The organism is Janthinobacterium sp. PSPC3-1, from assembly GCF_049896105.1.
Taxonomy (GTDB): domain Bacteria; phylum Pseudomonadota; class Gammaproteobacteria; order Burkholderiales; family Burkholderiaceae_D; genus Janthinobacterium.
On sequence record NZ_JAFCTQ010000046.1, the window covers coordinates 24,832 to 39,011 of the forward strand.

At 65.3% G+C, this 14,180-nt stretch carries 14 protein-coding genes; 12 read left to right on the forward strand and 2 right to left on the reverse strand.

The genetic code is table 11. From position 1 onward, the window contains the following. Positions 1-12: 12 nt before the first annotated feature. Positions 13-1,764, forward strand: coding sequence for a diguanylate cyclase (locus ACP7B7_RS28215; RefSeq protein WP_426078910.1), 1,752 nt, complete (start codon positions 13-15; stop codon positions 1,762-1,764). Here ACP7B7_RS28215 and maiA read toward each other — a convergent pair whose 3' ends face one another. Continuing rightward, positions 1,765-2,412 carry a maleylacetoacetate isomerase gene (gene maiA, locus ACP7B7_RS28220; RefSeq protein ID WP_426078911.1) on the reverse strand — a complete coding sequence of 216 codons (648 nt, stop codon included), beginning with the start codon at positions 2,410-2,412 and terminating at the stop codon, positions 1,765-1,767. A 14-nt stretch (positions 2,413-2,426) separates the two neighbouring features. Continuing rightward, entirely contained in the window at positions 2,427-3,461 is a 1,035-nt protein-coding gene (locus tag ACP7B7_RS28225; RefSeq protein ID WP_426078912.1) for a fumarylacetoacetate hydrolase family protein, read from the reverse strand. A 92-nt stretch (positions 3,462-3,553) separates the two neighbouring features. On the opposite strand from ACP7B7_RS28225, the gene ACP7B7_RS28230 reads away from it, so the two are divergent. The 11 genes from ACP7B7_RS28230 (at position 3,554) to ACP7B7_RS28280 (ending at position 14,088) form a co-directional block, all read left to right on the forward strand. Then, positions 3,554-4,486 (forward strand): LysR family transcriptional regulator, encoded by a 933-nt coding sequence (locus tag ACP7B7_RS28230; protein ID WP_426078913.1) that lies wholly within the window; start codon positions 3,554-3,556, stop codon positions 4,484-4,486. A gap of 67 nt (positions 4,487-4,553) precedes the next feature. Continuing rightward, a complete protein-coding gene (locus tag ACP7B7_RS28235; protein WP_308925720.1) occupies positions 4,554-5,126 on the forward strand; it encodes a gamma-glutamylcyclotransferase in 573 nt (190 codons plus the stop codon). Positions 5,127-5,277: 151 nt separating this feature from the next. After that, complete coding sequence (locus tag ACP7B7_RS28240; RefSeq protein ID WP_426078914.1) at positions 5,278-6,636, forward strand: MFS transporter; 1,359 nt, start codon at positions 5,278-5,280, stop codon at positions 6,634-6,636. A gap of 25 nt (positions 6,637-6,661) precedes the next feature. Continuing rightward, positions 6,662-8,188 carry a 3-hydroxyacyl-CoA dehydrogenase gene (locus tag ACP7B7_RS28245; protein ID WP_426078915.1) on the forward strand — a complete coding sequence of 509 codons (1,527 nt, stop codon included), beginning with the start codon at positions 6,662-6,664 and terminating at the stop codon, positions 8,186-8,188. A 36-nt stretch (positions 8,189-8,224) separates the two neighbouring features. Further along, positions 8,225-8,974 carry an enoyl-CoA hydratase-related protein gene (locus tag ACP7B7_RS28250; RefSeq protein ID WP_426078918.1) on the forward strand — a complete coding sequence of 250 codons (750 nt, stop codon included), beginning with the start codon at positions 8,225-8,227 and terminating at the stop codon, positions 8,972-8,974. 91 nt (positions 8,975-9,065) lie between these two features. Next, a complete protein-coding gene (locus ACP7B7_RS28255) occupies positions 9,066-9,830 on the forward strand; it encodes a GntR family transcriptional regulator (RefSeq protein ID WP_426078916.1) in 765 nt (254 codons plus the stop codon). A gap of 40 nt (positions 9,831-9,870) precedes the next feature. After that, positions 9,871-10,491, forward strand: a complete 621-nt coding sequence (locus ACP7B7_RS28260; RefSeq protein ID WP_426078917.1) for a glutathione S-transferase family protein — start codon at positions 9,871-9,873, stop codon at positions 10,489-10,491. Positions 10,492-10,546: 55 nt separating this feature from the next. Further along, positions 10,547-11,767 carry a CaiB/BaiF CoA transferase family protein gene (locus tag ACP7B7_RS28265; protein ID WP_308925370.1) on the forward strand — a complete coding sequence of 407 codons (1,221 nt, stop codon included), beginning with the start codon at positions 10,547-10,549 and terminating at the stop codon, positions 11,765-11,767. A gap of 30 nt (positions 11,768-11,797) precedes the next feature. Continuing rightward, positions 11,798-12,403: a carboxymuconolactone decarboxylase family protein gene (locus ACP7B7_RS28270; protein ID WP_308925369.1), complete on the forward strand. Its 606-nt coding sequence runs from the start codon at positions 11,798-11,800 to the stop codon at positions 12,401-12,403. Continuing rightward, complete coding sequence (locus tag ACP7B7_RS28275) at positions 12,400-13,287, forward strand: amidohydrolase family protein (protein ID WP_308925368.1); 888 nt, start codon at positions 12,400-12,402, stop codon at positions 13,285-13,287. The genes ACP7B7_RS28270 and ACP7B7_RS28275 overlap by 4 nt, the downstream gene beginning before the upstream one ends. A 24-nt stretch (positions 13,288-13,311) precedes the next feature. After that, positions 13,312-14,088 carry an enoyl-CoA hydratase/isomerase family protein gene (locus tag ACP7B7_RS28280; protein WP_426078919.1) on the forward strand — a complete coding sequence of 259 codons (777 nt, stop codon included), beginning with the start codon at positions 13,312-13,314 and terminating at the stop codon, positions 14,086-14,088. The last annotated feature ends 92 nt before the right edge of the window (positions 14,089-14,180 follow it).

Sequence of the window (14,180 nt, forward strand, 5' to 3'; positions counted from 1 at the left end):
GCCACGACACCCATGCCCAGCCCGACTTCCCTCTTGCCCACTGGCGCCGTCCACCGCTGCCGCATGGCCTTGCTGCTGTGGCTGTGCTGGGCGCTGACGCCGTGCGCGCAGGCGCAGGGCCTGGCGGCCGAAACGCAAAGCCAGTTTGCGCGACCGAAGCCGCGCCAGGTGCTGGTGCTGTATTCGCTGGGCAGCGACGCCTCGTCGCTGTGGCAGACCCTGATACGCCGCGGCATGAACGCCGAACTGGCCACGCCGAACTGGAACAGTACGCCCGGCATGTTCGAAGAGCGCCTCGACTCGATACGCGTCGGCGAACGCCAGGCGGTGGCCGGCCTGGACACCCATCTGCGCACCAAGTACGCAAATGTGCGGCTCGACGCCATCATCACGGAAAACTACCTGGCGGCGCGTTTCCTCAGCGAACATCCGAACCTGTTCCCCGGCGTGCCGCGCTTTTATGTCAACCAGGGCCGCCAGGGCTGGGAGCCCGGCGATGGCATCAATCTCGACGTGATCCATGATTTCCCGCGCGCGCTGGCCGTGATCGCCCAGGTAACGCCCGAACTGCGCCATATCGCCGTGGTCGGCGACACCACCGCGCGCGGGCGCGACTGGATCGCCGCCTTCCGCGCGGCGGCAGCCCGCTACCAGGGGCGCATCGTGTTCGACTACTGGGACAAGCTGACGCTCGACGAACTGCGCCACCGCACCGAAACGCTGGGCGCCGGCAGCGTGCTGTACCTGCTGCCCGTCTACCGCGACATGCAGGGCACCAGGGTGACGCCGCCCGATGTCGCGCGCGACCTGGCGGCCCGCAGCGCCGTGCCGATCTTTACCAGCGTGGAATCGCTGATACTGCCCGGCGTGGCGGGCGGCCATGTGATCAGCGCCGACAAGGTCGGGCGCACCATCGCCCGCATCCTGCAGGGCCGCGCGCCCGATCCGGATGGCATGCAGGCGACCATTTTCGACGATGGCGCGGTGCAGCACTTCGGCCTGCGCAACCTGCCGGCCGGCTCGCGCATCCTGAACCAGCCGCAGGGACTGTGGACCTTGTACCACACGCAAATCATCGCCGGCCTGTCGCTGCTGGCCTTGCAGGCGGCGCTGATCGCGGCGCTGGTGCTGGCGCTGCGCGGCCGGCGCGCCACCCTGGCGATCCTCAATGAAGAGCGCAACAAGCTCGAAGAACGGGTCTTGCGGCGCACCCTGGAGCTGCTGGTGGCCAATTCGAAGCTGGAGCAACAGGCCACCACCGATCCGCTGACGGAACTGGGCAACCGCCGCAAGATGACCTTGCGCATCGCCGAGGAAATCGAACGCGGCCAGCGCTTTGGCCATGCCCTGTCGCTGCTGATGATCGATATCGACCACTTCAAGCGCATCAACGACCATTATGGCCACGACGCCGGCGACCGCGCCATCGTCGCCGTGGCCCAGGTGCTGCGCAGCATGACGCGCGGCATGGATACGGCGGCCCGTTTCGGCGGCGAGGAGTTCGTGCTGCTGATGCCGGAAACCTCGCTGCAGGTGGCGCTGGAGGCGGCCGAGCGGCTGCGCGCGGCCATCGAGGGCATGGAGGTCGATTGCGGCGACGGCCAGACAGCGCGCCTGACGATCAGCATCGGCGCCACCTCCGACCTGCCGCTCGACGCCACCACCCGGCTGGGCCCGGACAGCCTGACCGATCTGCTGATCCGCGCCGACCAGGCCCTGTACCGCGCCAAGCACGCGGGGCGTAACCGGGTCGAGTGGACCTGACTATTCCGCGTCGGGCTGGCGCGACGGATGCGCGAGCTGGAACGCAGGCAGCTGCGCGCACGCGGCATCGATGCGCACCAGCGCCGGAAACGGTGCCAGGTCGACCTCGAAGCGCCGCGCGCTGAACAGGTGCGGCACCAGGCAGCAGTCGGCCAGGGTCGGCGTATCGCCATGGCAGTATGGGCCCGTGCTGCCGGCGCGGGCCAGCATCGCGTCGAACGTGAGCAGTCCTTCGCGCAGCCAGTGCTGCTGCCAGGCCAGCTTGGCTTCTTCGCTCTGCCCCAGCTCCCCTTTGATATATTTGAGCACGCGCAGGTTGCCCAGCGGGTGGGTGTCGGCCACCAGGGTCAAGGCCAGCGCACGCACATGGGCGCGGCCGGCCGCGTCGCCGGGCAACAACGGCGGGTTTGGACGCGTCTCTTCCAGGTATTCGAGGATCGCCATCGACTGGCCGATCACCACGCCGTTATCGTCTTCCAGCGTGGGCACCAGCGCCGACGGATTGACCTGGCGATAGGCGTCGGCCAGTTGCTCGCCGCCGCTACGCAGCAGGTGCACGGGTACCGCTTCGTAGTCCTGTCCCTTCAGGTTCAGGGCGATGCGCACGCGGTAGGCGGCCGAGCTGCGAAAGTAGGTGTACAGCTTCATGGCAGCGGTTCCTTTCAGTTGCGGCCGCGGGTTTTGCCGGCATACGGCGCGACGCCCTGCTCGATGCTGCCGAAGATGCTGGCGCCGGCGCCATCGCGCATCTCGATCTTCACGGTGTCGCCAAATTTCAGGAAGCCCGTTTTCGGCACGCCGTGTTCGATGGTTTCATACATGCGCACCTCGGCCAGGCAGCAGTAGCCGACGCCGCCGTTGTCGATGCTGGAACCGAACAGGTTGCCCTGCTTGTTCGATACCGTGCCCGAGCCTAGAATGGTGCCGGCGGCCAGTTCGCGCGTCTTGGCCGCATGCGCGACCAACTGGGCGAAATTGAAGGTCATGTCCTCGCCCGCATTCGGTTTGCCGAAGGGCTGGCCATTCAGTTCCACCAGCAGCGGCAGGTGCAGTTTACTGTCCAGCCAGTCGGTGCCCAGTTCGTCCGGCGTGACGGCGACCGGAGAAAACGCGCTGGCCGCTTTCGACTGGAAGAAGCCGAAGCCTTTCGCCAGTTCGCCGGGGATCAGGTTGCGCAGCGAGACGTCGTTGACCAGCATGACCAGGCGTATCGACGCGGCCGCGTCGGCCACGCTGGCGCCCATCGCCACGTCGCCAGTCACCACCGCCACTTCCGCTTCCAGGTCGATGCCCCACTCTTCCGACAATGCAAAGATGGGATCGCGCGGGCCGATAAAACTGTCCGAACCGCCCTGGTACATCAGCGGATCGGTATAGAACGAGGCGGGAACGTCGGCGTTGCGCGCCTTGCGCACCAGCTCGACGTGATTGATATAGGCCGAACCGTCGGCCCACTGGTAGGCGCGCGGCAGCGGCGAATGGCACAGGGCCGCGTCGAACGGCTGCGCGTCCTGCGCCTGGCCGGCGTTCAGGGCGGCGTAGGCAACTTCGAGCTGTGGCGCGATCGTGTTCCAGTCGTCGAGCGCCGCTTGCAGGGTGGCGGCGATGGCGGGTACCGGCAGGTACTGGCGCAGGTCGCGGCTGACGAGGACCAGCGCGCCGTCACGGCTGGCGTTCTTGAGGGTGGCGAGTTTCATGGTGGTGTCCTTGTGCGAGGTTTTTCACCATTAGAATCTTCTTGCGTCTATCATGCAAACAATATTTATCTCTCGATTTATCGGATTATCTCATGAGTCCCAGCCTGCGCCAGATGCGCGCCCTTGTCGCCCTTGCCAAGACCGGCAGCTTTACCCTGGCCGCCGAATACCTGCACGTCACCCAGTCGGCCCTGAGCGGCCTGATCAAGGAACTGGAAAGCATATTGGGGGTGCGCGTGGTCGAGCGCAGCACGCGCAAGACACAGTTGTCCGAAATCGGCCGTGAACTGTATCCGCTGTTTGAAAAGATGATCGAGGACCTCGACGGCGCCATGGCCGGCATCGCCCAGCGCAAGGCATTGAAAACCGGCATGGTGCGCATCGCCGCGCCGCAGATGATGTCGTGCACCCTGCTGCCCGAAGTGATCGCCGCCTACCGCCAGGCCCACCCGGACGTGCAGCTGCGCCTGGTCGACTGCCCGGTGGAGAACGTATCGGGCCGCGTGTTCAGCGGCGAAGTCGATTTCGGCATCGGCCCCGAGCGCGATCCGACGGCGGAAATCGCGGCGCAAGTGCTGTTCGAAATGCCGTTCGTGCTGGTATTTCCCGAACAGCATCCGCTGCGGCACAAGGAAAAAATCACCTGGGCCGCCGTCGCCGACTATCCCTTCATTTCTCTGCAGGGCCAGTTCACCGAACGGCTGCTGCGCGACATGCACGGCGCCTTTCGCGAGCAGTCGCTGAACCCGTATAACGAAGTGACCTTCATGACCACCGCGCTGGCCATGGTCAGCGCCAACCTGGGCGTCACGGCCTGTCTGCCGTATGCGGAACCGATGGTGAAACTGTACAAGCTGCAGATGCGCACCCTGCACGAACCGGAACTGACGCGGCGCTTTTTCGTGTACACGAAAACCGGCCGTTCGCTGTCGCCGGCGGCCGAAAGCTTCATGGCCTTTCTGTTCAAATTCGTCGAAACGCACGAATGGAACGTCGGCAGCGGCGCGCCGGCGGCGCCGGTATAATCGCCGTTCATTGATTGCGTTTGATTCCATGACACAGCCCTCCCCCGCCGCGCCTGACCTGTCGGAGATCGACGCCGCCACCATCGCCATCAACCGGCGCATGAAGCACTTCGACGGCCACAGCGAAGTTTGGCTGTTCGGCTATGGCTCGCTGATCTACAAGGCCGACTTTCCGTTTATCGAACGGCGCCCTGCCAGCATCGCCGGCTGGACCCGGCGTTTCTGGCAAGGCTCGCACGATCATCGCGGCACGCCGCTGGCGCCCGGCCGCGTGGCCACCATCGTGCCGCAGGCGGGCGCCATCTGCGACGGCATGGCCTATCTGATCACGCCGGAAGTGTTCGCCCACCTCGACCACCGCGAAAAGAACGGCTATTTGCGCCTGGCCACCGCCATCACCTTTGACGACGGCAGCAGCACGGAAGGCCTGGTGTATATCGCCAACGAGGAAAACGCGGCCTTTCTGGGCGCCGCACCGGAACTGGACATCGCGCGCCAGATCGCCAGGTCAAGCGGCCCCAGCGGCCCGAACAGCGACTACCTGCTGCACCTGGCCAGCGCGCTGCGCGAACTGGGCAAAGTTGATCCTCATGTGTTTGCCATCGAACAGCACCTGGCGGAGCTGGCGCAGACAAGCTGAGTGCAAAAAACCATCACGTCAAAAATTTTCCGCATAAAGGTCATAAAACTGACCTATAATACTTTCAGCGTTTTTGCCGGCGTGCCGACGAACTTGTTTTCAAGGCCGCCCCCATCATGATAAAAATAAAAACCAGACCCTGGAGATACCAATGACTACAGCCGATACAGTCCGGAACGCGCACGCGCATCCGGTGTCCGATACCAGCGCGCGCGACCTGGAGGCCAATGCGGTCTACCGCAAGGTCCTGTGGCGCATCATGCCCTTCCTGATGTTGTGCTATATCGTGGCTTTTATCGACCGCGCCAATATCGGTTTCGCCAAACTGCATTTCGTCACCGACCTCGGTTTCAACGACGCCATCTACGGCATCGGCGCCGGCATTTTCTATGTCGGCTATATCCTGTTTGAAGTCCCCAGCAACATGGTCCTGCACAAGAATGGCGTGCGCCAGACGCTGCTGCGCATCATGGTGCTGTGGGGCCTGTTCTCGGCCGGCATGGCCTTCATGCAGACCTCCACCCATTTCTATGTGATGCGCTTCCTGCTGGGCGCGGCCGAAGCGGGCATGTTCCCCGGCATGCTGCTGTATCTCACCTACTGGGTGCCGCTGAACCGCCGCGCGCGTTTCAATGCGCTGTTCACCGCCTCGATTCCGCTGGCCGGCATGCTGGGCGGCCCGCTGTCGGGCTGGCTGATGCACACCTTCGAAGGCGTGGCCGGCATGAAGGGCTGGCAGTGGATGTTCATCGTCGAAGGTTTGCCGGCCTGCGCCCTGGGCCTGGTCGCGTACTTCTACCTGCAGGACGGTCCCGCCTCGGCAAAATGGCTGACGCCGGCGCAGAAAAACATCATCACGGAAGACCTGGCGAAAAGCGTCAGCGTCAAGAAAAACGGCGGTGAACACTCCTACATGGACGCCATCCGCGATCCGAAACTGTACTGGCTGTCCGGCATGGGCATCGCGGTGCTGGTCAGCACCGGCGGCGTGTTCTTCTGGCTGCCGACCATCATCCGCAAGTCCGGCATCGACAACGTGATGACCATCGGTATTCTGTCCGTGATTCCGTTCCTGATCGCCCTGATCGTGCAGTACCTGAACGCCCGCCATTCCGACCGCACCGGCGAACGCCGCTGGCACGTGGCCATCCCTGCCTTCTGCGCCGCCATCGGCTGGGCCAGCCTGCCTTCGGTACAGGGCAACGTGCCGCTGTCGCTGCTGATGCTGACCCTGGCCACGGCCGGCACGCTCGGTCTGACGGGACCATTCTGGACCCTGCCATCGTCCTTCCTGAGTGGCAAGGCGGCCGCCGGCGGCATCGCTTTGCTGAGCACCTTTGCCGGCCTGGGCAGCGTATTCAGCCCGATGCTGGTGGGCTGGCTGTCGTCCACCACCGGCAGCCTGGCGATGGGGCAGTACTACTTTGCCGCCCTGATGCTGTTCGGCGCCGTGACCCTGCTGATCGGCGTCAAGCCGGAAGCCCTGCTCAAGCCCGCTGCCACGAAATAATTCATCACCATCAAGCGAAGAAGATATGAGCGCATTACAAGCAACTGATTTGATCGGCGTGATCGGCGCCGGTGCCATGGGCAGCGGCATCGTCCAGGTGGCGCTGAACGCCGGCCACCACGTGGTGCTGCACGACGCGGCGCCGGCCGCGCTGGACCGCGGCATCGCCTCGATCGCCGACGCCTACCAGCGCCTGCAGGCCAAGGGCAAGATCGACGAGGCCACCCGCCTCGACCGCCTGGGCCGCCTGCAGCGCGGCGCCCACCTGGCCGACTTGTCGAAAGCGGCGCTGGTGATCGAAGCGATCGTGGAAAACATCGATATCAAGGCCAAGGTACTGGCCGAGGTCGAGGCGCTGCTGGCGCCGAACGCCATCATCGCCAGCAATACCTCGTCGCTGTCGGTCACCGCGATTGCGGCCCGGCTGCAGCGCCCGCAACAGGTGGCCGGCCTGCACTTCTTCAACCCCGCCCCGGTGCTGCCGCTGGTGGAAATTGTCAGTGGCAAGGTCACGGACCAAGCCGTGGCCGACACCCTGTTCGCCACCGCGCTGGCCTGGGGCAAGGTGCCGGTGCGCTGCGCCTCGACGCCGGGTTTTATCGTCAACCGCGTGGCCCGTCCGTTCTACGGCGAAGCGCTGCGCCTGCTGACCGAACGCGCAGCCGGCGTGGCGGCGATTGACGCCATCCTGCGCGGCAGCGGCGGCTTTCGCATGGGCGCCTTCGAACTGATGGACCTGATCGGCCACGACGTCAATTACGCGGTCACCCGCTCCGTCTACGACGCGCTGTACAGCGATGCGCGCTACACGCCGTCCCTGCTGCAAAAAGAGTTGGTCGACGCGGGCTGGCTGGGCAAGAAAACCGGCAGCGGTTTTTACCAGTATGGCGCTGACGCGCTCAACCCTGCCGCACCAATTGCCGCACCGGCCGCCGCACCGACCGCCATTGTGGTCGAGGGCGACCTCGGCGTGGCCGCGCCCCTGGCCGCGCTGGCGCAGGCGGCCGGCATCGCGGTCAGCTTCATCGCCGGCCCTGGCCTGCTGCGCATCGCCGGCCATGCCGTGGCCTTGAGCGATGGCCGCAGCGCCACCGCCCGCTTTGCCGCCGATGCCGAAGTGGCCGTGCTGTTCGACCTGGCGCTCGATTACGCCAAAGCGACCACCATTGCGATTGCTTGCGCCGATCAGGCGCCAGCCGGCGCGCTGCTTGCGGTCACCGGCTTTTTCCAGGCGCTGGGCAAGCAGGTGATCGCGATCGACGACGCACCCGGCATGGTGGTGATGCGCACGGTCGCCATGCTGGCCAATGAAGCGGCCGAGGTGGTCCAGCAAGGCATCGCCAGCGTGCAGGACACGGATCTGGCGATGGTCAATGGCGTCAATTATCCGCGCGGGCCGCTGGCCTGGGCCGACGCGATCGGCCCCGCCGTGATCCAGCGCGTGCTGGCCCACCTGGCGGCCACCTATGGCGAAGAACGCTACCGCAGTTCGCCCTTGCTGGCGCGCCGCGCACTGACCGGCCAGCCGTTTTACCGGGAGCAGGCGCAATGACTGATTTACCCACCATCGCACCCCGTCAGCTTTTCGATCGCGGCGCCTGGCGTGGCCGTCATCACCATAGCTCGCCCCGCGCGGCGCAATGCGCTGAACCTGGAAGTCAAACGCTTGTTGACCGGGTTCGTGCGGGAACTGGGCGCGGACGACAGCATCAAGGTGATCGTGCTGACCGGGGCCGGCAGCTATTTTGTGGCCGGCACCGATATCGATGAAATGCTGGACATGACGCCCACCAGCCATACCCTGAACGCCACCGATCAGGTGTTCACCACCCTGCGCCACAGCAGCAAACCGCTGATCGCGGCGGTCGAAGGCTATGCGCTGGGCGGTGGCTGCGAACTGGCGCTGGCCTGCGACCTGATCGTGGCCGCCGAGGGCGCGCGTTTCGGCCAGCCGGAAATCCGCGTCGGCATCATGCCCGGCGCCGGCGGCACGCAGCGGCTGTTGCGCACCATCGGCAAATACCAGGCGCTGCGCATGATGCTGACCGGCGAAGCGGTGACCGCCACGCAGGCGTTTGCGTGCGGGATGGTGTCGGAACTGTGCCCGGACGGCGAAGCATTGAGCCGCGCGCTGGCGCTGGCGGCGACGATTGCCGCCATGCCGCCGCTGGCCGTGCGCGCGATCCGCGAAGTGGTGCAGCAGGGCCAGGACGCGCCTTTGGAAAGCGCGCTGCTGTTGGAGCGCAAGGCTTTCCAGCTGCTGTTCGACACCGAGGACCAGCAGGAAGGGATGCGCGCCTTCCTGGAAAAACGGCCGCCAAGCTTCCAGGGAGCCTGAGCGGCAAAACGCTTATATATGTCAAAAAGCTGGTTCATCAACTGATTGGGTCATAATAACAACATTGTGATATTCCCTCAGAGAGAATTTGATGAAAGCAGCCCCATTACCCGGCACCGGCAGCGCAGCCGGCGCCATCGATTTCAGCCGCAGCGCGGCATCGCGCTACGTGCAGCTGGCCAGCCTGTTCCGGCGCCGCGTGGAGTCGGGACAGTGGCAGGTAGGACAGCAGATACCGACCGTCGATGAACTGGCGGCCGAGTGCCAGGTGGCCCGCGCCACGGTGCGCCAGGCGCTCGATTTGCTGGAAGAAGAAAAGCTGATCGCCCGCTACCGCGCCAAGGGCACGTTCGTGATCGGCAAGCCGCAGGAACAGTTCTGGTGCGAAGTGGCGTCGGACTGGTCGGGCCAGCTGATCGCGCCCGATGGCGTGACGATCGAGATTCTGACGCAGCGCGAGCGGCTGTCGCCCGCGCCGCCCGATCCGATGGTCGGCAGCATGGCGCCGTTCTACCAGCACTGGCGGCGGCGCCACTGGCGCAACGGCAAGCCGTATTACCTGGGTGACGTGTATATCGACGAGCGCCTGTGCGAGCGCATCGCGCCGGAGTCGTTCGAGACCAAGACCTCGATGCGCATCCTGCGCGAGTTGCCGGGACTGGAAATCGCCGAGGCGCACCAGACGCTGACGCTGGGTTCGGCCGATCCGGACCTGGCCGCGCTGCTGCAGCTGCCGCTGAACGCGCCGGTGGCCCATGTGGCCCGCTCGGCGGTCGACCGCGACGGCTGCCTGGTATTTGTCGGACAAGGAATTTACCGGGGCGACGTGGTGCGCCTCGACATTAAACTGAAGTGATGGTTGCGGCCATCGCTTTTCTACACTGAAAAGGAATGGCATGAAACTTCACTGGTCCCCAAGATCGCCGTTTGTCCGCAAGGTTACCGTCCTGCTCAAGGAAACCGGCCTGGAAGCGCGCGTGAATTACGTGCGCTCGGTGGCCGCCATGGCCACGCCGAACCCCGCCATCCTGGCCGACAATCCCTTGAGCCAGATCCCCACGCTGGTGCTCGACGACGGCCAGCCCCTGTACGACTCCCCTGTGATCTGCGAATACCTGGACGGCCTGCACGACGGCGCGCCGTTCTTCCCGCCGGCCGGCCCCACCCGCTGGCTGGCCCTGCGCCGCCAGGCGCTGGCCGACGGCATGCTGGCGGTGCTGCTGCTGTGGCGCCAGGAACGCATGAAGACCGCCGCGCAGCAGCTGCCCGAGTGGCTGGCCGCGTTCTCGCTGAAAATCAATGGCTCGCTGGACCGCCTGGAGTTGGAAGCGCAAGTGCTGGCGCAGGACGGTTTCGATATCGGCCACGTCAGCGTGGGCTGCATGCTGTCGTATATCGACTACCGTTTTCCGGACCTGGGCTGGCGCGCCACGCGCCCCCTGCTGGCCGCCTGGCACGCGCAATTTGAACAGCGCCCGTCGGTGATCGCCACCGCGCCCGACGACGCGCAAACCTGATTTCAACGGCCGGGCATTGATGCCCGCCGCTTTTCCCCCAATACAGGAGTTTTCCATGGCTGGTCCACTATCCCATATCAAAGTGCTCGATCTGAGCCGCATCCTGGCCGGCCCGTGGTCGGGCCAGGTCCTGGCCGATCTCGGCGCCGACGTGATCAAGGTCGAACGGCCGAAAGTCGGCGACGACACGCGCAGCTGGGGTCCGCCGTTCCTGAAAGACCAGGACGGCAACGAGACACGCGAATCGGGCTACTACCTGTCCGCCAACCGCGGCAAGCGCTCCGTCACGGTCGACTTGAATACCAGCGAAGGCCAGCAGATCGTGCGCGCGCTGGCGCTGCAATCGGACATCCTGCTGGAAAACTACAAGGTGGGCACGCTGGCCAAGTTCGGCCTCGATTACGCCAGCCTGAAAGAAATCAACCCGCGCCTGATCTACTGCTCCGTCACCGGCTTTGGCCAGGATGGACCGAAGGCCGACAACGCCGCCTACGACTTCATGATCCAGGCCATGGGCGGCCTGATGAGCGTGACGGGCGAGCGCGACGACCTGCCCGGCGGCGGCCCGCAAAAAGTGGGCGTGCCCATCGTCGACCTGATGACCGGCATGTACACCTCGGTGGCCGTGCTGGCCGCGCTGGCGCGCCGCAGCGAATCGGGCCTGGGCGACTATATCGACATCGGCATGCTCGACGTGATGGTCGGCTCGATCGCCAACCAGGGCATGAACTACCTGGTGTCGGGCAAGACGCCTAGGCGCACCGGCAACAAGCATCCGAATATCCAGCCGCAAGACGTGTTTGCGTGCGCCGACGGCCATATCGTGCTGGTGGTCGGCAATGACTCGCAGTTCGCCAAGTTCTGCCAGGTGGCCGGCTGCGAACCATGGGTCAGCGACGAACGCTACGCCAGCAACGGCGCGCGTGTGCGCAACCAGGCCACCCTGCTGCCGCAGATGGCCGAACTGTTCCTGCAAAAACCGATGCAAGAGTGGGTCGCCCTGCTCGACGCAGCGGGCGTGCCGTGCAGCCCGATCAACACCATCGCCCAGGTGCTGGAAGACGAACAAGTGAAACACCGCAAGATGCGCATCGACCTGCCGCACCCGACCGCCGGCACCGTGCCGCAGATCCGCAGCCCGATGCGCTTTACCCAGGCCGAACTGGTGTTCGAGCGCGCCGCGCCGCTGCTGGGCGAGCACACGGACGAAGTGCTGGCCGAACTCGGGTTTGACGGGCAGCGCATCGCGCAATGGAAAAACGACGGCGTAATCTGACGTCGCAGGCCAACACAAGGATCAAGAGTTATGACACGCATTTCCTTCCCTACCCCGGAGACCATGAACGCAGAACAGCTGCGGGTCTACCAGGACATTATCCAGGGCCCGCGCGCGCGCCTGGTCGGGCCGCTGCGCGCCGCCCTGCACAACCCTGAGCTGGCAGATCGATGGCAGAAAATGGGCGCCCTGCTGCGCTTTGGCACCAGCATCTCGCCGCGCGCCAGCGAGCTGGCGATCCTGGTCGCCGCGCGGCGCTGGAACAGCCAGCTCGAATGGCATATCCACGCCGCCGCCGCGCAGGACGCCGGCCTGCCGCAAGCCATTATCGACGCGCTGCTGGTGGCAGCATCTCCGCGCTTCGACGATATCAAGGATGGCGCCGTGTATGAATACGCGCGCCAGCTGCTGCAGCGCGGCGTAGTCGGCGAAGCGGCCTACCAGGAAGTGCTGGCGCTGTTCGGCGAAGCGGGGACGGTGGAACTGACGGCCATTATCGGCTACTACTCGATGGTGGCGATGACCTTGAACGCCCACCATATTCCACTGCCCGACATCGATACGCCGCTGCCCTTGCACCCCGTGAGTGGCAACGAAGATGGCGTGCTGACGGAGCTGCCGGAGGCGCAGGCATGAGCACACCATTCGACACCGTGACACCACGCATGCCAGCTGCCCCGCGCCAGCCTTTGCCGCCAGGCGCCTGCGACACGCACGCCCACGTCTTCGGCCCCTACGACCGGTTCCCGCTGGCCCATCCATCGAGCTACGCGCCGCCGCTGGCGCCAAGCTCCCTGCACCTGGCCATGCTCGATATGCTGGGCGCCGCGCGCGGCGTGCTGGTGCAGCCTGCGCCATATGGCAATGACGCAAAGCCGATGCTCGATGCGATTGCCGCCAGCGGCGGCCGGGTGCGCGGCATCGGCGTGGCGGGCAGCGATGCCACGCGCGAGCATTTGCAGCAGCTTTACGACGGCGGCATCCGCGGCCTGCGCTTCGTGGAAGTGCGCGACCCGCAGGGCCAGCCCTATATCGGCAGCGTCGGCGCCGACCAGCTGCTGGCGATGGCGCCGCAGATGAAAGCCATCGGCCTGCATGCGCAGCTGTGGGCGCCGCTCGACGATTACGCACGCTTGCTGCCGCCGCTGCTGGCCACCGGCGTGCCGCTGGTGCTCGACCATATGGCCTGCCTGAAGACCGAGCGCGGCGTCGATGATCCGGCGTTTCAATACGTGCTCAAGGCGCTGCAAGATGGCGCTGTCTGGATCAAGCTGTCAGTGTGCCGCGTCTCGAAACAGGCGCCCGATTACCTGGATCTGAAACCATTCCACGACGCCCTGGTGGCGGCCAATCCGCAGCGATTGCTGTGGGGCTCGGACTGGCCTTACGTGCGCATGGGCGAGCAGTCGCCGGACGCCGGCCAGCTGCTCGACCTGTTCCATGAATGGGTACCCGATGCGGCCACGCGCAACACCATCCTGGTCGACAATCCGGCCGCGCTGTACGGCTTCGACACCTAAACCAAGGAAACTGACATGTACAACATGGATAACTACACGCAGCTGAACGTGCGCATCGACGGCCATGTGGCCGTGCTGACCCTGGACAGCCCGCCGGTCAACGCCCTCACGCGCATCCTGAACGATGAGCTGACGCAGGCGCTCGACATCATCTCGGAAACGCCCGAGATCCGCGCCGTGGTGCTGACCGGCGCCGGCAAGGTGTTTTGCGCCGGCGCGGATTTGAAAGGCCGCGCGGAAAATATCAAGCATCCGGGCGACCTGATGGCCCACTCGCGCCGCACGCGCGAATGCTTTCACGCGATCCGCGAATGCACCAAACCCGTGATCGCCGCCATCAATGGCGCGGCGCTCGGCTCGGGCCTGGCGATGGTCGCCTCATCGGATATTTTGATCGCCTCCACCAAGGCCTCATTGGGCTTGCCGGAAGTGGACGTGGGCCTGCTGGGCGGCTGCCGCCACGCGATGCGGCTGTTCAGCCACTCGCGGCTGCGCCGCATGGCCTTGACGGGCTATCGCGTCGGCGGCGAAGAACTGTACCGCCTGGGCATCGTCGAGGAGTGCACCACGCCGGAAGAACTGCTGCCGGCCGCCCTGGCGCTGGCCGCCACCATCGCCGCCAAGAGCCCCGTCTCGACGCGCATGGGCAAGCACACGATGAATGTCATCGAAGACATGAGCTTGCGCGACGGGTATCGCTATGAGCAGGACATGACGGCGGCGATCGGCTTGACGGAAGACGCGAAAGAGGCGCAGGCGGCGTTCAGGGAAAAGCGCGCGCCGGTGTTTCAGGGACGGTGAAAAATACGCCGAAGCACGTAGATACTGTTATCCCCGTCAAGCGTTGTGCAAGGTCGGATCAAATATTTTTCCAGACCTGAGCACACCGAATG